This window comes from Kordia sp. E, assembly GCF_056033805.1.
This window is the reverse complement of record NZ_JBRASR010000002.1, coordinates 308,850-328,625: the sequence shown is the minus strand read 5'-3', so window position 1 is coordinate 328,625 and position 19,776 is coordinate 308,850. Positions and strand designations below refer to the sequence as shown.

The window sequence follows — 19,776 nt, the reverse complement described above, 5'->3', positions numbered from 1 at the left end:
CATATTTTTAACGTTACTTAGAATCTACATTTCATGGCAGTGTCAAAAAAAGTAAATACAGTTATCTTTTGGATCTTACAATTTTTAGGTTGGGGATTTATAACAGCTGCAAATATTTGGGCAAAGATATTTCTTGTGCCAGAAAGTAAAAGCACAGCAATTTACTTTTTTTTTGAAGGACTAATTTTTCTCTTTTTAGGAATAGGACTTACAACATTGTTTAGATATTATCTTAAAAAAAATGACTTTGTCGCCAATCAAAACTCAAAAAGCTATCTAAAAGCTTTTCTTGTACTAGCTGTTATATCGCTTACTTTTTCTTTAATACTGATGATTTGTGCAGATTTTATGTTTCTGCATTTTAATGGAAGAGTAAATGAATGGTCAATTCTTAGTGTTTTATCAACATTCCTAAATATTACAATCTTTATATTTATTTGGGGAGTTATTTATGTAGTTGTAAAATCTGCAGCACGAATTCGAAAGAATAGAATAGATCATTTAAGTTTAGAAGCTTCTCTAAAAGAATCACAGTTAAATACGCTTAAAGGACAACTCAATCCGCACTTTATGTTTAATAGTCTAAACAATATTCGCGGACTCATGTTAGAAGATGTAGACAAAGCCAGAGATATGTTAACACGACTTTCGGAAATGTTGCGCTACTCGCTAAATATGAACAAAGTTGATGCAATTCATATCTCGGAAGAACTTGAAATTGTAGACAATTATATTGCTTTATCCAAAATACAATTGGAAGATCGTTTAGTATATGAACAAGATGTGAAAAAAGAACTCACACAAATAAAAATTCCTCCAATGGTATTACAAATGTTGGTGGAAAATGCAATAAAACACGGTGTTTCCAATCAGAAAAATGGTGGAAAAATAACATTGATAGTGAAGGATGATCACGAAAAAATTATTTTACAAGTAAATAATACTGGAACGTTAAAAACGGAAACAGATTCTACCCGAATTGGATTAAACAACATCAAAAAACGATTGGAATTACTCTATGGAAATGAAGCGAGTTTTATGCTAAAAGAAGTTGAAAATGAAGTACATGCCATCATTCAAATACCTGTATCGTAGTTATGGAAAAAATCACAGCAGTTATTGTAGAAGATTCACGCTTGGCGCGAAATGAATTAAAAGAACTCCTAAAAAAACATCCGCAAATTGAATTGCTTGGCGAAGCTGAAAATGTAGACAAAGCGTATGATTTAATTAATGAAGTGCAACCAAAAGTATTGTTTTTAGACATTAACATGCCCGAAAAAAATGGTTTTGAATTGTTAGAAATGTTAGAAAATGTTCCACTCACAATTTTCACAACAGCATATGATGAATACGCTATAAAATCATTTGAATACAATGCGTTTGATTACTTACTGAAACCTATCAATCAAGATCGATTTTCTAAAACCATAGAAAAAGTCATCACAACGATTGAAAAAGAAACATCAGAAGAAAAACCATTTGAGTTGCATCGTCAAATTTTTATAAAAGATGGTGAAAACTGTTGGTTAATAAAGATTTCTGAAATTGCAATATTTGAAATTGTAGGCAATTATACACGTGTATATTTTGAAGACAACAAACCGTTAATCTACAAATCGCTCAATCAAATAGAAGCGAAGTTACCGGAAGAAACGTTTTTTAGAGCAAATCGCCAACAAATCATCAATTTGCAGTATATAGAAAAAGTAGTTCCTTGGTTTAACGGAAAACTCAAAGCTGTGATGAAAAATTCAGGACAAGAAATAGAAGTTTCTCGTAGACAATCGTACAAGTTTAAAGAAGTTTTTGGATTTTAAAATCCATGCTTTTTGACATTTGTATAAAAGTACTGAAATACAAAATTATGTTTTATCGAGATGCGTTTTAGAAGAATGATTTGTTGAATCGTAAATTCCTTGTAGTTCTTCTTCTGTCAAATCACGCCATTGTCCAACAGGAACATCCAACGGAATATGCATAATACGTGTACGTTTTAGTTTTACAACTCTATAATCCAAATACTCACACATTCTACGAATTTGACGGTTTAGACCTTGAGTTAAAACAATTGTAAACGAATACTTTGTAAGTTGTTCTACCTTACACTGTCTTGTAAGCGTTCCTAAAATTGGAATTCCATCGCCCATTTTCTGAATAAAATCACTTGTAATCGGATGATTTACAGTTACTTCATATTCTTTCTCATGATTATTTCTCGCACGTAAAATCTTATTCACGATATCGCCATCACTTGTCAAGAAAATTAAACCTTCACTGGGTTTATCTAAACGTCCAATTGGAAAAATACGCGTAGGATAATTAATATAATCAATAATATTATCCTTCTCAACCTTTGTATCCGTTGTACAGACAATTCCGATTGGTTTATTAAAAGCTAAATACACAGGTTTTTCCTTTGGATCAGAAATCAATTTACCATCAACATGAACTTCATCGCCTGGCGCAATTTTAGTTCCCATAGCTGGAACAACGCCATTAATAGTAACGCGTCGTTGTTCAATTAATTTATCAGCGGCTCTGCGCGAACAGTAACCAGCTTCACTTAAAAACTTATTGATTCTTGTCAATTGTGTATCACTCATCTAAAATCCTTTCAAAGTGCAAAGCTAAGGAAAATAAATTGTCTATATTCTTTACGCTAGAAGCGTAACGATCTTTTTTTAACTAGAAACCATACTTTGTCTAATAAATTGTTTCATATCGTTCACATCACCATTAAAATAATCTTCATCAACAGCAGTTCCGTTAATATTTCCGCTCTCGCTATATTGCCATAAAGTCCAGTCTGTCCATGTGCTAGGAATTTTTGGAGATGAAGCATAACTCGCAACCCAAAGAGGATATTTAGCAAATCGAGCATCATTTAAGTAACTATCGCCAGTACTTTGATTGGTGTAAATAATAGGAGTACGACCGTATTTTTGTTCTATCAAATCAAGAAAATCTAGTAAATCAGTAATTATTTGCGCATGATCACTTGTTTTAATACTTCCATTTTCAAAATCGACAACAGGTGGTAATGCATCAGAAGGAAAACTATCTCCCACAACATTAAAAAAGTTATCTGCTTGTGATTGTGGCGCATCGTTGGTGTAATAAAAGTGGTACGTTCCTCTGATAAAACCTTTCTGAGGAATTGTTTCCCAATTATGTGCAAAATCAGGATCTTGAATGGTAATTCCTCCTGTGGCTTTGCAAATCACAAATGATAAATCGGTGTTAGTAGTATCAATAGAATCAATTAAATTTCCTTGATTATAAGAAATGTCAATTCCTTTGGCTTGTGTAGACATGGTAGTAAATTTTGATTAATTAGTTAGAATAACAATCAAGTTACAGAAAAATTAATCTGCTGCAAAAAAACGACGATTAATCAAGTGTAAATACGTATAAATTTCCACCATTTCCATGCGCTCGTTCATCTGTAATATAAACAGTAGTATTGTCTTTAAAACAAATTCCTTCCTTTTGAGATGTATGATCTAAATCGAATTTTGTCAGCTTGCCGCTAAAAAAATCATCGCCTTTAAAATCAGTAAACTGCCAAATTGTTTCATGTGATAACAATACAACTTTCTTTCCATTAGGACTGATATCAGCAGAAGTTACCCAGCAATTCATATCACTACAGGTATTGAAAGTATTGATAAATTGAGCTTTGTGTTTTCCTGCTACAGCCGGAATTTTATACAAATCAGTTCTACCATAATCTTTCTTTGTGCGACTTTTTGTAAATAGGTATAAAAATCCATTATGATGGAAAAATGATTCTACATCAAAATGTTTGTCTTTCTTCTTTGGCGGAAACTTCTTTTGATTTGGAAAAGAAAACTCAATCTTAACTGGAACAATGCTTTTCCCATGATTCAAATCGTTCGCGTAAAGCTTATAGATTTTTAAATGCTTTCGATCGTTGGCGTTATTTCCAAAATCACCAATATATAAATTGCCTTCTTTGTCTAGGGTTAAATCTTCCCAATCTCTATTCTTTGCTTCTATATAAAGTGTTTTTTGAGTCTTTCCTTTGGTATTTACGATATAAACTCTCGGCTTATTTCCACTATCATTAATCATCCAAAACTCATCAGAATCAGGAATACTTTCCATCCCAGAAACTTCTTTTAAGTCACTTGATAATTTTCCAGCATAGTTCAATTGGCCATAATTTACAGCACAATTTGTAAAAAGCAGTATCAATGAAAATCGTTTCAGAAATTTGAATAGCATATATAGGTATTTCTGTAAAAATAGAACTTTCATTACGGAACATAAAATTTTGATTATGTATTATGAATACTTTAGGATTTTTGAAATTAGAAATGTCAAATGCTAAATTTTAAATTAAAAAGTCTTGTCTCTTGATTCTATTGTCTTTACTCTTTTTAATAGTACATTTGCAGCTTCAAAACATACTCATGCAACCTATAGACGTACTTATCATTGGCGGTGGCGCAGCCGGATTTTTCACAGCAATAAACATTGCAGAAAAACATCCTTCAACATCTGTGGTCATTCTCGAAAGAGGAAAAGAATTTTTAACCAAAGTTCGTATATCTGGTGGCGGACGTTGCAATGTAACGCATGCGTGTTTTGATCCGAAAGAATTAGTAAACTACTATCCAAGAGGCGAAAAAGAATTGTTGGGACCTTTTCACCAATTCTGTTGTGGAGATACAATGGGTTGGTTTGAAGAACGCGGCGTAGAACTCAAAATAGAAGACGATGGAAGAATATTTCCAGTAACGAATTCTTCGCAAACGATTATTGATTGTTTTTTGCGTCAAGCGCAAATGTACAAAGTGGATTTTAGAAAAAACCATGCAGTACAAAAAGTGTCAAAAGTGAACGATTTGTGGCAAGTGGAAACAAGTCAAGGACTATTAGAAGCAACAAATATTGTATTCACCACTGGAAGCAATCCGAAAATGTGGAAGGAACTCGAAACACTTGGACATTCAATAATTCCTGCAGTTCCATCATTATTTACCTTTAATATCAAAGATCCAAGAATTAAAGATTTACTTGGAATTGCTACACAAGCAAGTATAAAAGTTGTAGATACAAAACTAGAATCTAATGGACCATTACTCATAACACATTGGGGAATGAGCGGACCTGGAATCTTAAAACTTTCAGCTTGGGGCGCACGAATATTGGCAGACAAAAACTATAACTTTCAAATAGAAGTCAATTGGTTAGATGATGTTTCAAAAGAAGATTGTTTGGCAAGTATCAAAGAATATAAAATAGAATTGGCGAAAAAAACAGTTCAAAAAAACAATCCATTTGAATTGCCAAAACGTTTGTGGCATCGAATCATCAATGCTTCTGGAATTAAAGAAGATACGCGTTGGGCAGATCTAAACAAGCAACAAACCGAACAATTGGCGAGTCAACTCACAGAAGCAATTTTCAACGTAAAAGGAAAAAGTACCTTTAAAGAAGAATTTGTCACGGCTGGCGGAATTGATCTTAAAGAAGTCAACTTCAAAACTTTTGAAAGTCGCAAGCAAAAAAATCTATACTTTGCTGGTGAAATTCTTAATATTGATGCCATTACTGGCGGATTTAACTTTCAAAATGCTTGGACAGGAAGTTATATCATAGCAAATAGTATTGAGTTATAGGTTAGGATCACTTCGCTCATAAGTTCCTCAAAACGTCATTTCGAGTGAATTTTCTTTGCAAATTTGTATCGAGAAATACTTCAAAACTCAGAATTCAATTTTCAAAATTTTTCGTCAAGCTAAACTTGATTCAGCTTCGTATAAGAGCATGTATCAATTTGTGTGAGATTCTGAATCAAGTTCAGAATGACGTCAACTAATATAATTATTTGCTAGTGCGCGTTTGTAACGCGTGCCACAAACAAACTAAGTTTCAATTCTAACAATCTAAAAATTCAAGAAGTCTAAACAAATCTACTAAGAATTGTATCTTTGCCTAAATTTTAAAATCGTCCATGGAAATAACTACATTTCTACCGAAGAATTATACGGAAAATATTGACAACGGAAGCGTCACTTGGAAATCACCAAGTAATATTGCACTCATAAAATATTGGGGCAAAAAAGAGGATCAAATTCCACAAAATCCTTCAATCAGTTTTACACTTGATGCGTGTGCAACAACGACCACATTGACCTATGAAAAACGTGAAAATGCAAACGATGATTTCTCTTTTGAGTTATATTTTGAAGGAAAACAAAAGGACGATTTCAAACCAAAAATCAATACATTTCTCAACAGAATTGAAAAGTATCTTCCATTTTTAAAAGCATATGATTTTACAATTGAAACTTCAAATTCATTTCCACACAGTAGTGGAATTGCTTCTTCAGCCTCAGGAATGAGCGCATTAGCATTATGCTTAATGAGTTTGGAAAGAGAGTTAAATCCAACAATGAACGATGAAGAGTTTAATACAAAAGCATCGTTTTTAGCACGTTTGGGTTCTGGAAGTGCAAGTAGAAGCATAGAAGGTGATTTAATCGTTTGGGGAAATCATGAAGATACTGTTGGAAGTAACGATTTGTATGCTATAAAATATCCTTATAAAGTACACGAAGTTTTCAAAAATTTTCATGACACTATTTTACTTGTTGATAAAGGAGAAAAGCAAGTGAGTAGCACGGTTGGACATAATTTAATGCACAATCATCCGTTTGCTGAGCAACGTTTCGCGCAAGCACATGAAAATTTAACGAAAATACAATCGGTTTTAGCTGATGGCGATTTGGATGAATTCATTGCTATCGTTGAAAGTGAAGCTTTAACGCTTCATGCAATGATGATGACTTCGATGCCATATTTTATTTTAATGAAGCCAAACACGTTGGAAATCATCAATCGTATATGGAAATTCCGTCAAGAATCTGGAACGCATATTTGTTTTACGTTAGATGCAGGCGCAAATGTTCACATATTATATCCTGAAAATGAAAAAGATAAAATATATCCGTTCATTCAAAAAGAACTGGTAAAATTTTGCCAAAATGGACATCACATTTGTGACAGAATAGGTTTTGGAGCAAAAAAAGCGTAATTTTACAGTAATAAACAGCCTCAAAATAAGTAATAATGAAAGGACCTCTTTTCTATTCTAAGATTTTACTCTTTGGAGAATATGGAATCATCAAAGATTCTAAAGGATTATCTATTCCTTATAATTTTTACAAAGGAGCATTGAAAATTGACGAAAATCCTTCACAAGAAGCTATACATTCAAACGAAAGTTTAGTAAAATTTGCAGATCATTTAGATGCTTTAGAAGACACTTTAGTAAAGTTTGATACAGCATTGTTAAAAAGTGATTTAGCAAAAGGAATGTACTTTGATTCTTCAATTCCACAGGGCTATGGAGTTGGAAGTTCAGGAGCGTTAGTTGCTTCTATCTATGATAAATATGCATTTGATAAAATTACAGTTTTAGAAAACTTAACGCGAGAAAAGTTGTTAAAACTAAAAGCGATTTTTGGTGCAATGGAATCATTTTTTCATGGAAAAAGTTCTGGTTTAGATCCATTAAATAGTTATTTAAGTTTACCAATCTTAATCAATTCAAAAGATAATATTGAACCAACAGGAATTCCTTCGCAGAATGAAGCTGGAAATGGTGCTGTATTTTTATTAGATAGCGGAATTATTGGAGAAACGGCTCCAATGGTAAACATTTTTATGGAAAACATGAAGCAAGAAGGTTTCCGTAAAATGCTAAAAGATCAGTTCATTAAACATACAGATTCGTGTGTGGAAGATTTCTTAAATGGAGATGTGAAATCATTATTTGGGAACTTAAAATCATTATCAAAAGTTGTTTTTAATAACTTCAAACCAATGATTCCACAACAATTTCATTCACTTTGGAAACAAGGAATTGAAACAAATGATTACTACTTAAAACTGTGTGGTTCTGGTGGAGGTGGATACATTCTTGGATTCACTCAAAATATTAATAAGACAAAAGAAACATTAAAAGATTACAAACTTGAAGTAGTCTATAACTTCTAAAGTTTGGGCACACATGTTATCTAGAAAACACAAGCTATTTTATTACAAACTCTTCAGCTTGTTTTCTGTTGTAAGAGGCTATAATATTCTCATTATCGTAATAGCACAATATTTGGCAGCTAAGTTTATACTAGCGCCAAAAACAAGCTTTATGGAAGTTGTTTGTGACGGACATTTATTTGGGTTAATTTTGGCATCTGCTGTAGCAATCGCTGCTGGATATATTATTAATAACTTTTACGATGCCGAGAAAGATTTAATCAATAGACCCAAAAAGTCAATGTTAGATCGTTTGGTGAGTCAGCGTACAAAAATTGCAGTATATTTTACGTTAAACTTTATCTCTGTTGGTATTGCAAGTTTTGTGTCAATAAATGCTGTCATCTTTTTTTCAGCATACATTTTCGGAATCTGGTTCTATTCGCATAAAATGAAAAAGATTCCATTTTTAGGAAATCTGACTTCAGCCATGTTAGCGATTACACCCTTTTTTGCGGTATTTATCTACTATAGAAATTTAAACAGTGTCATTTTTGTACATGCCGCATTTCTATTCTTGCTCATTCTAATCCGTGAATTCATTAAAGACTTAGAAAACATCAAGGGTGATTTAGCACAAGATTATAAAACCATTCCAATCATTTATGGTGAAAAAGTATCCAAAGGATTTATTACGCTTTTTGCTACGATTGCTATTTTAGTTACAATTTTTTTAATTTCTCAATACGATACTGGTTACATGAAATTTTACTTTTGTGGAAGTATCATTTTACTAATCTTCTCTGTTGTAATATTGTATAGAGCTACTTCAAAACCACAATATTTGTTACTTCATAACATTCTAAAATTTATCATTGTCGCTGGTGTTTTTAGCATTCCATTATTAAACATTGATGCCATTCTGAATAAAATTACGACGGTTTTGTGATAAAAGTTTACAAACGATTCAAAATTGTTAAAGCGATTTAGAAGTATGTTTTTCTTCTTGAAAATTGGTAATTTGTAACAAAAATAAAGCTATGTCATCTTCACATGAATTAAAAGTCGCTTTGGCGCAAATATCTCCTGTTTGGTTAGATAAATCGAAAACACTAGAAAAAATAAAACGACAAATTCTTGATGCAAGCCAGGAGAATTGTGAACTTATTGTTTTCGGAGAAGCGTTATTACCAGGATATCCGTTTTGGGTTGCCAATACAAATGGTGCTGCATTTAATTCTATTACACAAAAAGAAATTCATTCACATTATGTGCAAAACTCAATTCAGGTTGAAAAAGGTGATTTAGATGAAGTTTGCAATTTAGCAAAACAACACAATATTGCTATTTATTTGGGTTTAATGGAACGCGCAGCTGATAGAGGCGGACATAGTATTTACTGTTCATTAGCATATATAAATCAAGAAGGTAGTATTGAATCGATGCACAGAAAGTTAATGCCAACCTATGAAGAACGGTTAACGTGGGCAAGTGGTGATGGAAATGGTTTAAAAGTTCATCCGTTAAAAGACTTTACAGTTGGTGGGCTCAATTGTTGGGAAAATTGGATGCCATTGCCAAGAGCAGCTTTATACGGAATGGGCGAAAATTTGCACATTGCAGTTTGGCCAGGAAGTGAAGTCAATACAAAAGATATTACACGATTCATTGCACGCGAATCACGTTCATATGTTATTTCTGTTTCTAGTTTGATGAACAAAAATGATATTCCTTCCGATATTCCACATGTGGAAGAAATCTTAAACAATACTCCTAATGAAATAGCTAATGGTGGATCGTGTATTGCAAGTCCAGATGGCGAATGGTTAATTCCGCCAGTACTACACAAAGAAGGTTTAATTATCGCTACGCTCGATTTTAATAAAGTTTTAGAAGAACGGCAGAACTTTGATGCTGTCGGACATTATTCGCGTCCAGACGTAACGCAATTAACTGTAAACAGAGAACGTCAAAGTACCATTAAGATTCAAGATTAGTTTATTGTTTGATTATGAATACGTTATTTGTTTCAAAAGATGAAAACGAATAATTGATTCAAGATTCGTTTATGATAAATTAAAAAGTATCTTTGCGCAAAATTTATAGCATTTAGTACAATGGCAAAAGAACGACACGGAAAGAGCAAAGTGAAGTCAGGCGGTAAAGATCATGGAGGAAAAAAGCCTTTCAATAAGAAAAAATCTTCTGAAGGAAAAAAACCTTCTGGTGAAAAACAAGCTGTTGAAGGGAAGAAGCCTTTTGATGGAAAAAAGCCAGTTTATAGAAAAAGAGCAGCATCAAAACCTAAATCTCCAAGCAATCCAAATGAGATTCGTTTAAATAAATATATTGCAAATTCAGGTATTTGTTCACGTCGTGAAGCAGATATGCATATTTCTGTTGGAAGTGTCACTGTTAATGGAAAAGTAGTCGCAGAAATGGGCTATAAAGTTCAGCTAAGTGATGAAGTTCGTTTTGATGGAAGAGTTATTTCTCCTGAAAAGACAGAATACGTTTTACTAAACAAACCAAAAGGTTTCTTAGTAACTACAAAAGACGAGAAAGATCGCAAAACGGTGATGGATTTAGTGGCGACTGCTACAAAATCTAGAATTGTTCCTGTAGGTCGTCTGGAACGTCAATCAACAGGATTATTATTATTTACTAATGATGGTCAATTAGCTAGAAAATTAACGGATCCACATCAAAAAGTTCGTAAAATCTACCATGTAGAATTGGACAAAAATGTGACCCAAACTGATTTCAATAAAATCAAAGATGGTGTAAACATTCGAGGAGATAGACATGAAATTGATGAAATTTCTTGGATTCAAGGAGCTTCAAAACGCGAAGTTGGGATCAAAGTAAGTACTGGAAGTAATGGTTTGGTAAAAGCGATATTTGAACACTTATCATATAGTGTTGTTCGTTTGGATAGAGTCGTTTTTGCAGGATTAACAAAGAAAGATTTACCACGAAGTCAATGGCGACATCTAACTGCTCAGGAAGTCATAAATTTAAAAAACTTATAAAAATAAAGCCTCTCAATCTTGGGAGGTTTTTTTGTTTTAATACGATTCGCAAATATATTTTCTAATCATATAAGGCGTAATCTTCTTCAATGTTTTTCCAGTTTCTGGATGTAATCCAAAAGAAGTGAAAAATTGTAGTTCTCTATCAGTTGATTTCTGATACCATAAATTTTCACTTCCATCAGGTTTAAAAAAAGCATAACTACAATCGGGTTTTACTTTCTTAAAATCTTTTATCCGCTCATGTTTATATAACTTCAAACTAGATATATCATATTGCTCAACATCAAAAGATACTTCAACATAATGATCATCATTCCAAATCATCCAGCGTTGCCGGTCAATTGTATACAAACTAACGGACAGTAAAAAGAATAAAGAACAGAAAATCAATGTTACTTTATTCTTATGAATCACAATCTTTAATTTCTCTCCAATAGACGACGTTGACTCACTTTTTATTCTTTTAGAAGTTTTTACAGGACTATCAATCTTATGTTCTGTAATTGAAAACGTTTCTTTCTTCACACCATTTTTTATCACAAACTCTTCATAATTTTTATAATCCAAATAGCAACAGAGGCAATTGGCTACAGCGCTTTTTAGTTCTAAAGCTTCATCTTCTTTTGATGCTAAATTATACTTATTTCGTAAGCTTTTTTCATGATATTGAAAACGGCATTCTTCCAACATATAATCGGAAATTTTTTTGGACAATGCAGTAATAGACATGTTTACTCCTGTCGCTGCTTTGGCATCTTCTTTGGCTTTTTTAAAAGCACTTAATACTAATTGTTTATGCATTACTTTTAGTTTTAGGTTTCCTTTTACAACAAAGCGTTACTTAGAATCGCATAAGAAAAATCAAGGGAAATAACTTTCCCTAAACTTTCCCACACTCTTCCTTAAACCTTCCATTCATTTCCACAATTCCGCAGTTAATTTGCTTCAGTAACATTTCTCAAACTGAGGTTTAAATCAATTTGATCTCTTGCATTTAATGCTCGGTTTATTCTTGAGATAAGAAGCAATAGGACGGCTCCTGGAAGTAGTCAAATTATTTGCACTTGTCTCTACACTTCCCAAAACACAAGAAAACGGCGCCTTTTCTATTTCACTGTGTTGCTGAAAATGAACATCTGAGTATTCCTCGGACAGCAACACGTATGTCCAATTTTTAATAATAACAAAATGAAAAAATTCAGCTTAATAATACTTACGGTTTTCCTCAATGGAGCAATATTTTCTTGTACACCTAACTCTTTAGCCGAGGATGAGATACAATATGAACAACAAGCCACGGAAGGTGATGACGGAGAAGTTTCTGATGATGGTGATCCACCTACAAAAGGGAATGGATAATAATTGTAATTATATTTTTACTATTTTTGAAGGATGAAACTACTATCGGTGACATCCTTCTTTTTGATTTTATTAGCAGCTATGTTAATAATTTCTTGTGAAACTGAAAAGGCGAAAAAAATAATATACTCTCCGTTGATCACTGAAAACGAAAATATGGCAGCAATTTGCCTAAAAGAGAGAGAGTACGAAACGTCAAAAATGTATCGACGTGTTGCATTACAAGAAGCGATAAGGCTTAAAGATTCTGTTTCTATACAATTTTCATATTCCAACTTAAATCATTTATACCAACAACAAGAAAAATATGACTCTGTATTTCTATACATAGAAAAATGGTATGCGATTTCTAAAAAGTTGAAGGATAGTACAAGTATGGGTATAGCACTTCGGAAAAAAGGAAAGGCATTTAGAAGAATTAAAGAATTAGATAGTTCTCAAATCAATTACTCAAAATCAAAAGATATATTTTTAAAAATTAAAGACACTTTGAGAGCAGGAAGTGTATTGTTAGATATCGCCTATTTACAAAAAAAAGTAGGAAATTTTAATACAAGTTTGGATGCAGCTCAAGAAGGATTAGGTTATCATGAATCTTCAAGTGATGGAATAACAAAGAGTTCATTGAACCATATTATTTCGGTTATATTAAAAGAGAATGGAGAATATGAAAAGGCTTTGGAAAAAAATAGAAAAGCATTAACGATAGCTTTAGATTCTACTTATAAAAAGAATCCCTCTGCAAGTGACATTAATGTTTACAAAAACACTCATGCTAATATTTTAACTGCACAGGAAAAATATGGTGAAGCTATAGGTATCTACCAAGCGCTATTGGAAGAAGAAAAAAATAGTATTGAAATAGCTCGTATTGAAGGAAATATGGCGAATGCTATTTTGTTGAAAAATGGTTTTAATTTAGTCTCAGATTCATTATTAAAAAAAGCACTTCATACTGTTAAACAAAAAGGTAATATATCATTACAGTTAGGTATAAATCAAAAATTGGCTGATTTATACAGCAAAAAAGATCAACGTATTTCATTAGAATATATTGATGAAGCAATCCTAAAGGCAAAAAAGTTAGACAATTTATCATCAATTTATGAAGCAATGGAAATGAAATTCCAAACACAAGATTTTGTAAGCCTTGGCTTTAAGAATGATTTTTTTGAAGTGAAGCAAGATCTTGAAGCAAAACAAAGAGGATTGAATTTTTTGTATAATAATAATAAGTTTGATTTTGATTTATCAGAAAAGAAGAGAATTGAAGCTGAACGGAAAGAATTATTAGCAAGTAGAACTGCTGCACGAAATAGAGTAACTACATTAATATTAGCACTAGTACTTATAATTTTATCAATTACTGTTTATTTCATCTACCAAAAAATAAAACGCAGTCATAGGATTGAAAAAGTAAAAACGGTGCATACTACAGAAGCACGGATTTCTTCAAAAGTACATGACGAACTTGCCAATGATGTATATAAATTGATGACGCAACTTGAAACTTCTAAGCCAAACAGGGAAATGGTGTTGGATAAATTAGATTCTATTTATAACAATGCGCGCGATATTTCTAAGCAAATTCAAAATGTAGATACTGGAAAAGGATTTGCAGACGAACTCAATAATTTACTCCGAAGTTACCAATCTGATGATGTGAATGTTTTATTAAAACGTTATGAAATAGAAATTTGGAAAGATATTTCTTCTCACGTAAAAACGACAGTATATCGTGTATTACAAGAATTATTAACCAATATGAAAAAGCATAGCAATGCAGTATTGGTAGTGGTTTCCATAGAAAAAGCCAATAAAAAATTATTCATCCAATATATCGATAACGGGAAAGGATTTTCTGAGGAAATTTCAAAAAACGGACTCCAAAATGCGGAAAACCGTATTCACGCAATTGATGGATCGCTTACTTTTGATACAGAACTTCAGAAAGGTTGTAAGTTCAGTATTAACGTTCCAGTATGATAGCCTATGTTTCAAAAAGTATTAATTGCAGAAGATATGGATGACATCAACGCAGGTGTCTTGACAGCACTTTCCGAGTTGGAAATTGCCATAATAGATCAAGCTCAATATTGTGATGATGCAGATTTAAAAGCCAGAAAAGCACGCAAGGATAATGTGCCTTATGAGCTGTTAATTACAGATTTATCATTTAAAAAAGATCACAGAGAACAAAAGTTGAACTCTGGAGAAGAATTGCTCGCTAAATTAAAAAGTGATCAACCCGATCTAAAAGTAATTGTGTATTCTGTAGAAGATAAGTTGCAACAAGTACGTAGACTTTTTAATAATCATAAAATTGATGCGTATGTATGCAAAGGTCGAAAAAGTTTGAGAGAGCTCATTAAAGCCATCAAAGTAGTTTCGGGTGGTAAAACACATTTGTCACCAGAAGTGAAAATGGCACTCAGCAACAAAAAAGATATGGAAATTGATGATTATGACATTGGTTTGCTAAAATTACTATCCAAAGGATTGAATCAAGATGAAATTGCTGAAGACTTAAAAGGAAGAAGTATTTCTCCCAATAGCTTAAGTTCTATAGAAAAACGACTGAGTAAGCTTAAAATTTATTTCAAAGCACACAATGCTGTTCACTTAATAGCAAATGCAAAAGATTTAGGTTTGATATAGAAAAACAGAGCATTTCTCCAAGCAATAATTGCATTTGTAGTGTACCACAATTTTATCCATAATAGAATCCATTTTACTACAATAAAGTGCTTTATATGTTTTTCACTCCAATAAAATGGAGGAATGTTTTGACATAAAAAATCCACTACTTTCATCTAATGATTTTACGTAGTGGATTTTTATATTGAGTTGTATGCTATTTAAATAGAAGCAACATATGTGATTAATTTCGCAAAGTCTTCATTTCTTTTTAGTTTCAACTTTTCCGATTTGATATACTTTTTAATTTCGTCTGCTTTCTCTGGAAATAACTTTAAAACTGATTTCTTCTTAGGGTCAACCTGCACAGGTTTATTTCCATCTTTCACAATATAATAACGATCATATTGTGAGAATTTTGCAGCTCTATTTGCTTGATTAGCAGTTAATGCCTTTTCATTTGGAGAAAACACACATTTTTTTCGAAGTAATAAAGAAGCATTTTTTTGATCGCTTAAGACTAAGAAATAACCTTCTTTTTCGTATCCATCTTCGTCGTTGTATGTATATACTTTTAATGTTTTATTTTCAAATATAACTTTTGAATTGGTAACTTTCATTAACGCTTCTGTTTCCTTTGTGTCATCTTCAGGTAACAACTCAACTTCATCCGTATACGTATTTAATCGCATCAAAACATTTCCAAACGATTTATCACCAACAAAAAACGTCCCAACTTTATATTGTTCGTATAAATATGGGCTTCCTTTTACATTTTCCCAGTCTATTTCGTAAGGATCTTTTTGTTTTGTATTAATAAATTTCATAAGTGCGTCATACACTTGTGAAGTACTTTCAAACTCTCTTGGAGCGCCACTCATTTGAGCAAATAATGATGCACTGTATAAAAATAAAAGTGCGACAGGTAACATGCGTAATTTTTTCATAGTAGTTAATGTATTGGTTTTGAACTTAAAAATACTGAAAAAAAATGAGATTTTTCGGCTACTGATCGAAGAAAGTGATCAAACGAGATTACACAGAAGTCTTAAAATGCAACTTGTTTTTATATTGATTGTACAATTCATAAATCAAAAAGCCATATACAATACTATATTCCAACGCTACAAAACCTAAGTTTTCAGCATATCCTTCATTGCGATACGCCGTATAACTAAGAATGATCATAAATGACCAAACAACGGTAAATCGATAGTTAGTAAACACACTTAAAATAAGCAATGTAGCCAAATACCAAGGATGCATGGTTGTTGTAGTGAAAAAGTAAAATGAAAGCCCAAAAAGTAAGGCTGCAATTGTTTTTTTAAAATCTTTATTATTTCTGAAAAAACTAATTCCTGTTACAAAAACTAACACAATTATTGGTGTAATTTTACCAATAGTAGCAATCATATTCCAACCAATAATTTTATAACCAATCCAGCGTGCGATGTAATATATACTTGCGTTGAATTCAAAATTTTGAAACCACAATCCGACAGTTGCTTTATAGTTTTCAATGAATTGATTTGATATAAATGGTAAAAACAAAAGTGCAATTGTACCAAGAACAATTCCGTAAAAAGCAATCAGTTTTAAAACGCCTTTCCAAATTGTTGGAAACGTATTTTTAGAAAGTTCGGAAGCTTTATGTTTTGTAAACCATTGAAAAAAGATTGGCAGAAAAATCAATGGAATCAATTTTACAGAAACAGAGAAAGCGAGTAATACAGCTGCCCATTTCCAATATCCTTTGTGTAATAAATATAAACTCCAAACGAAAAAGAAAATCATAACACCTTCAAAATGTAGATTTCCTGTAAGCTCCATAATGATAAATGGATTTAAAATGTAGAGCCAAATATTTTTGATAGGTAAACCTAAATTTTCAAGTAGTTTTTTTCCAAAATATAACGTTCCCAAATCAGCTAGAATGATCAAAACTCGTAAGATAACTACTGAACCTAGAATACTGTTTCCTGAAAATAATCCTGCAATAGCAAAACACAACTGATTTATTGGTGGATAATTTGTGTAATGTGACGCACTTAAATTGCCCATTCCATTAAACAATTCTTGCGCTTCTGCAATTGGAGCAGTTCCAGCAGTCATTAAATCATTTGGTAAATATAAATACGGGTTCCAGCCTTCTATAAGCATTCTTCCATCCCAAATGAAGCGGTAAAAGTCTTGTGATAAATTTGGAATGCTTCCCAAAAAAACCAATCGGAAAACGATGGCAATTCCCGTAAGGATATAAAAATTATTCTTTTCTAATTTGATTAAACCAAAAAAACTTAGGAAAGCAATTCCATACAATGAAATCAAAAGTGTAACATCAGTTCGTACTAATGGATAGCCAATGTAGTAATATACAAAGGCACTAATAAGCACAAGTATGATAGAGAATTTATGATATTTCCCGATGGAAGCGATCACACTTTAGATCGAATTGAATTAAAAAATACAAAAGCGAAACCTAAGAATAACATTAAGTGAAACGGAAATAATCCGAAGTCATTTAACGGATATGCGCTATACATTCCAAATAAGAAATACACCATTAAAATGGCTTCAATGATAGTATTTGCTGAAATTTTCTTTTTGATATATTTATTATTCTTCCAAGAATCTTTCAAGTTTTTGATGTTGAATTTTGGCGTACGCACAAACTCACTTCGTTTCCCTAAATGTCCTTCCATAACGGCAACTGAGTTGTGTACTGAAAATCCCATTGCGACAGAAAAAAACGTAAAAAACATCTTTATATAATCTATAAAATTCATGAATCCGCCACCTTGTACACGTTTGAACGGAAACCAAAAACACACAAAAAATATGATGGTACTGATGATAAAGAAACTCGAAATTGTAAAGTAAATTTCTAAATGTCCGTATGTGTTTTTGATGTATAACATTGGAATACTTAAGATTCCGACAATCAAAACATTTAAAAACATGGTACTGTTTAGTAAGTGTAATATTCCGTGAATTTTTGTTTTGAATGATATGTTTTTAGAGAAAATAACACGCTTAAACATTTTTCTGAAATTCTCCGCGCCACCTTTATTCCAACGGAATTGTTGCGAACGTGCAGCACTAATAACTACAGGTAATTCGGCAGGCGTTTCTACATCTTCTAAGTATTTGAATTTCCAGTTTTTTAACTGTGCACGGTAGCTTAAATCTAAATCTTCGGTTAGTGTATCACCTTCCCAGTTTCCGGCATCTATAATACACGTTTTACGCCAAATTCCGGCAGTTCCATTAAAGTTGATAAAATGTCCTTTAGAATTTCGTCCAACTTGTTCTAGTGTAAAATGTGCGTCAAGCGCGAATGCCTGAATCTTAGTTAACAATGAATAATCGCGGTTAATATGTCCCCAGCGTGTTTGCACAACGCCGATTTCTTCATTCTTGAAATATGGAATTGTTTGTTTGAGCCAATCTTTTTTCGGCAAGAAATCTGCGTCAAATATGGCAATAAAATCACCTTTTGCATCAATCAAACCTTCTTTTAGCGCACCAGCTTTAAAACCTGTTCTATCTTCACGACGAATGTGTGAAATGTCTAAACCTTGTTTTTTTAATTCTTTAATTTGTGCTGCTGTAGAAGCGACAGATTCATCTGTAGAGTCATCCAATACCTGAATTTCAAGTCTATCTTTTGGATAATCAATTTCCGCAATATTATCTAACAAACGCTCCATTACATACAATTCATTGTATACAGGAAGCTGAATTGTTACATACGGAACTTCGTTTGGATTGTTTAAATCAAACTTTGAACATGTGTCTTTTTTCTTCTTTGCTTTTAGATAATTGATCAATAAGTTCAATTGCGCCAAGCTATACATTAAAATAAGTATAAGCGCAATAGAATATATTGCCATTACAAAGAAAGACAACGCTAGTTTATAAAATTCTGCATCAAATCCCATTTATTTAAAACTATATTTAAAAATCCAACCTAAAATTTTTACGCCCGCAAATATAGAACCTTTTACGGTTCCTGAAACTTTTGAGACACCAATTCTCTTTTTATATTTTACAGGAACTTCTACATACGATAGTTTCTGTTTCAATGCTTTGAGCTGCATTTCTACGGTCCAACCATAGGTTTTGTCTTCCATATTCAGTTTTAGAAGCTTATCATATTTGACGGCTCTAAAAGGTCCTAAGTCTGTGAATTTTGCACCAAAGAATAACTTCATTAAAAATGTTGCCAACCAATTTCCAAATATTTGTTGCGGCGTCATAGAACCATCTTCACGTAATGATTTTACTCTTGAACCAATCACAAAATCAATATCATCCTTTATAATTGGAGCAACTATTTTTGTTAATTCTTCTGGGTAATCTGAATAATCACCGTCCAAAAATACTAAAATATTAGGTTTTTCTTCTTGATTAGCAATGTATTCCATTCCTTTCAAGCACGCATAGCCGTATCCTTTTCTAGGTTCTTTTAAAACCGTTGCGCCAGCCGCTTTTGCGTTTACTTCTGTCTGATCTGTGGAATTATTGCTTACGACAATAACTTCGGTTACAGTTTTGGGGATTTCCTGAATAACATTCGCAATAGAATCCTCTTCATTATATGCAGGAATGATGACTTTTATAATCATATATTTTTATTTAGCTTTTGGCTATTGCCTTTGGCTTTTTGTATTGTCATTCCTGCCTTTCGACTATGCTCAAGATAAACTTGGACAGGAATCTATAATTTAAT

The 19,776-nt window shown here is 32.3% G+C and carries 19 protein-coding genes; 11 read left to right on the top strand and 8 right to left on the bottom strand.

Features of this window, described 5'->3' with window-relative positions; genetic code table 11:
- Positions 1-33: 33 nt before the first annotated feature.
- Together ACUUYC_RS04360 and ACUUYC_RS04355 are read left to right on the top strand one after the other, a co-directional pair.
- Positions 34-1,095, top strand: coding sequence for a sensor histidine kinase (locus ACUUYC_RS04360; RefSeq protein ID WP_474264211.1), 1,062 nt, complete (start codon positions 34-36; stop codon positions 1,093-1,095).
- Positions 1,096-1,097: 2 nt separating this feature from the next.
- Complete coding sequence (locus ACUUYC_RS04355; RefSeq protein ID WP_474264209.1) at positions 1,098-1,820, top strand: LytR/AlgR family response regulator transcription factor; 723 nt, start codon at positions 1,098-1,100, stop codon at positions 1,818-1,820.
- Positions 1,821-1,865: 45 nt separating this feature from the next.
- Here ACUUYC_RS04355 and rluF read toward each other — a convergent pair whose 3' ends face one another.
- The 3 genes from rluF to ACUUYC_RS04340 form a co-directional block, all read right to left on the bottom strand.
- On the bottom strand, positions 1,866-2,606 hold the full coding sequence (rluF, locus tag ACUUYC_RS04350) for a 23S rRNA pseudouridine(2604) synthase RluF (protein WP_474264207.1): 741 nt from the start codon (positions 2,604-2,606) through the stop codon (positions 1,866-1,868).
- Positions 2,607-2,684: 78 nt separating this feature from the next.
- Positions 2,685-3,317, bottom strand: a complete 633-nt coding sequence (locus ACUUYC_RS04345; RefSeq protein ID WP_474264205.1) for a glycoside hydrolase family 25 protein — start codon at positions 3,315-3,317, stop codon at positions 2,685-2,687.
- Between the two features lie 76 nt (positions 3,318-3,393).
- Complete coding sequence (locus tag ACUUYC_RS04340) at positions 3,394-4,251, bottom strand: hypothetical protein (protein WP_474264203.1); 858 nt, start codon at positions 4,249-4,251, stop codon at positions 3,394-3,396.
- Between the two features lie 188 nt (positions 4,252-4,439).
- Between ACUUYC_RS04340 and ACUUYC_RS04335 the strand changes: the two genes are divergently transcribed.
- The 6 genes from ACUUYC_RS04335 (at position 4,440) to ACUUYC_RS04310 (ending at position 11,045) form a co-directional block, all read left to right on the top strand.
- Positions 4,440-5,651, top strand: coding sequence for a BaiN/RdsA family NAD(P)/FAD-dependent oxidoreductase (locus ACUUYC_RS04335; protein ID WP_474264201.1), 1,212 nt, complete (start codon positions 4,440-4,442; stop codon positions 5,649-5,651).
- Between the two features lie 335 nt (positions 5,652-5,986).
- Positions 5,987-7,069, top strand: a complete 1,083-nt coding sequence (locus ACUUYC_RS04330) for a diphosphomevalonate decarboxylase (protein ID WP_474264199.1) — start codon at positions 5,987-5,989, stop codon at positions 7,067-7,069.
- Positions 7,070-7,104: 35 nt separating this feature from the next.
- The gene (locus tag ACUUYC_RS04325; protein ID WP_474264197.1) at positions 7,105-8,034 is read left to right on the top strand and encodes a mevalonate kinase family protein; all 930 of its coding nucleotides are present in this window, start codon (positions 7,105-7,107) and stop codon (positions 8,032-8,034) included.
- A 13-nt stretch (positions 8,035-8,047) separates the two neighbouring features.
- Positions 8,048-8,962, top strand: a complete 915-nt coding sequence (locus ACUUYC_RS04320) for a geranylgeranylglycerol-phosphate geranylgeranyltransferase (protein ID WP_474264195.1) — start codon at positions 8,048-8,050, stop codon at positions 8,960-8,962.
- A 91-nt stretch (positions 8,963-9,053) separates the two neighbouring features.
- Complete coding sequence (locus ACUUYC_RS04315) at positions 9,054-10,010, top strand: carbon-nitrogen hydrolase family protein (protein WP_474264193.1); 957 nt, start codon at positions 9,054-9,056, stop codon at positions 10,008-10,010.
- 120 nt (positions 10,011-10,130) lie between these two features.
- Positions 10,131-11,045 carry a pseudouridine synthase gene (locus ACUUYC_RS04310; protein ID WP_474264191.1) on the top strand — a complete coding sequence of 305 codons (915 nt, stop codon included), beginning with the start codon at positions 10,131-10,133 and terminating at the stop codon, positions 11,043-11,045.
- A 36-nt stretch (positions 11,046-11,081) separates the two neighbouring features.
- Here ACUUYC_RS04310 and ACUUYC_RS04305 read toward each other — a convergent pair whose 3' ends face one another.
- Positions 11,082-11,849 carry a hypothetical protein gene (locus ACUUYC_RS04305; RefSeq protein ID WP_474264189.1) on the bottom strand — a complete coding sequence of 256 codons (768 nt, stop codon included), beginning with the start codon at positions 11,847-11,849 and terminating at the stop codon, positions 11,082-11,084.
- Between the two features lie 387 nt (positions 11,850-12,236).
- On the opposite strand from ACUUYC_RS04305, the gene ACUUYC_RS04300 reads away from it, so the two are divergent.
- The 3 genes from ACUUYC_RS04300 (at position 12,237) to ACUUYC_RS04290 (ending at position 15,065) form a co-directional block, all read left to right on the top strand.
- The gene (locus tag ACUUYC_RS04300; protein WP_474264187.1) at positions 12,237-12,407 is read left to right on the top strand and encodes a hypothetical protein; all 171 of its coding nucleotides are present in this window, start codon (positions 12,237-12,239) and stop codon (positions 12,405-12,407) included.
- Between the two features lie 156 nt (positions 12,408-12,563).
- Positions 12,564-14,393: a sensor histidine kinase gene (locus ACUUYC_RS04295; RefSeq protein WP_474264185.1), complete on the top strand. Its 1,830-nt coding sequence runs from the start codon at positions 12,564-12,566 to the stop codon at positions 14,391-14,393.
- A 6-nt stretch (positions 14,394-14,399) separates the two neighbouring features.
- Positions 14,400-15,065 carry a response regulator gene (locus tag ACUUYC_RS04290; RefSeq protein WP_474264183.1) on the top strand — a complete coding sequence of 222 codons (666 nt, stop codon included), beginning with the start codon at positions 14,400-14,402 and terminating at the stop codon, positions 15,063-15,065.
- 200 nt (positions 15,066-15,265) lie between these two features.
- On the opposite strand, the gene ACUUYC_RS04285 is transcribed toward ACUUYC_RS04290, so the two are convergent.
- From ACUUYC_RS04285 to ACUUYC_RS04270, 4 genes are all read right to left on the bottom strand, one after another.
- Positions 15,266-15,991: a hypothetical protein gene (locus tag ACUUYC_RS04285; RefSeq protein WP_474264181.1), complete on the bottom strand. Its 726-nt coding sequence runs from the start codon at positions 15,989-15,991 to the stop codon at positions 15,266-15,268.
- Between the two features lie 88 nt (positions 15,992-16,079).
- Positions 16,080-17,483, bottom strand: a complete 1,404-nt coding sequence (locus ACUUYC_RS04280) for an MptA/MptB family glycosyltransferase (RefSeq protein WP_474264179.1) — start codon at positions 17,481-17,483, stop codon at positions 16,080-16,082.
- On the bottom strand, positions 17,480-18,985 hold the full coding sequence (locus ACUUYC_RS04275; RefSeq protein ID WP_474264177.1) for a cellulose synthase family protein: 1,506 nt from the start codon (positions 18,983-18,985) through the stop codon (positions 17,480-17,482). The genes ACUUYC_RS04280 and ACUUYC_RS04275 overlap by 4 nt, the downstream gene beginning before the upstream one ends.
- Positions 18,986-19,672: a glycosyltransferase family 2 protein gene (locus ACUUYC_RS04270; protein ID WP_474264175.1), complete on the bottom strand. Its 687-nt coding sequence runs from the start codon at positions 19,670-19,672 to the stop codon at positions 18,986-18,988. It abuts the gene before it with no gap.
- Positions 19,673-19,776: the final 104 nt, after the last annotated feature.

Excerpts from the sequence above, each read along its gene's own strand:
- ACUUYC_RS04360 (WP_474264211.1), top strand. The coding sequence starts at position 34 with ATGGCAGTGTCAAAAAAAGTAAATACAGTTATCTTTTGGATCTTACAA.
- ACUUYC_RS04355 (WP_474264209.1), top strand. The coding sequence starts at position 1,098 with ATGGAAAAAATCACAGCAGTTATTGTAGAAGATTCACGCTTGGCGCGA.
- rluF (WP_474264207.1), bottom strand. The coding sequence starts at position 2,606 with ATGAGTGATACACAATTGACAAGAATCAATAAGTTTTTAAGTGAAGCT.
- ACUUYC_RS04345 (WP_474264205.1), bottom strand. The coding sequence starts at position 3,317 with ATGTCTACACAAGCCAAAGGAATTGACATTTCTTATAATCAAGGAAAT.
- ACUUYC_RS04340 (WP_474264203.1), bottom strand. The coding sequence starts at position 4,251 with ATGCTATTCAAATTTCTGAAACGATTTTCATTGATACTGCTTTTTACA.
- ACUUYC_RS04335 (WP_474264201.1), top strand. The coding sequence starts at position 4,440 with ATGCAACCTATAGACGTACTTATCATTGGCGGTGGCGCAGCCGGATTT.
- ACUUYC_RS04330 (WP_474264199.1), top strand. The coding sequence starts at position 5,987 with ATGGAAATAACTACATTTCTACCGAAGAATTATACGGAAAATATTGAC.
- ACUUYC_RS04325 (WP_474264197.1), top strand. The coding sequence starts at position 7,105 with ATGAAAGGACCTCTTTTCTATTCTAAGATTTTACTCTTTGGAGAATAT.
- ACUUYC_RS04320 (WP_474264195.1), top strand. The coding sequence starts at position 8,048 with ATGTTATCTAGAAAACACAAGCTATTTTATTACAAACTCTTCAGCTTG.
- ACUUYC_RS04315 (WP_474264193.1), top strand. The coding sequence starts at position 9,054 with ATGTCATCTTCACATGAATTAAAAGTCGCTTTGGCGCAAATATCTCCT.
- ACUUYC_RS04310 (WP_474264191.1), top strand. The coding sequence starts at position 10,131 with ATGGCAAAAGAACGACACGGAAAGAGCAAAGTGAAGTCAGGCGGTAAA.
- ACUUYC_RS04305 (WP_474264189.1), bottom strand. The coding sequence starts at position 11,849 with ATGCATAAACAATTAGTATTAAGTGCTTTTAAAAAAGCCAAAGAAGAT.
- ACUUYC_RS04300 (WP_474264187.1), top strand. The coding sequence starts at position 12,237 with ATGAAAAAATTCAGCTTAATAATACTTACGGTTTTCCTCAATGGAGCA.
- ACUUYC_RS04295 (WP_474264185.1), top strand. The coding sequence starts at position 12,564 with ATGGCAGCAATTTGCCTAAAAGAGAGAGAGTACGAAACGTCAAAAATG.
- ACUUYC_RS04290 (WP_474264183.1), top strand. The coding sequence starts at position 14,400 with ATGTTTCAAAAAGTATTAATTGCAGAAGATATGGATGACATCAACGCA.
- ACUUYC_RS04285 (WP_474264181.1), bottom strand. The coding sequence starts at position 15,991 with ATGAAAAAATTACGCATGTTACCTGTCGCACTTTTATTTTTATACAGT.
- ACUUYC_RS04275 (WP_474264177.1), bottom strand. The coding sequence starts at position 18,985 with ATGGGATTTGATGCAGAATTTTATAAACTAGCGTTGTCTTTCTTTGTA.
- ACUUYC_RS04270 (WP_474264175.1), bottom strand. The coding sequence starts at position 19,672 with ATGATTATAAAAGTCATCATTCCTGCATATAATGAAGAGGATTCTATT.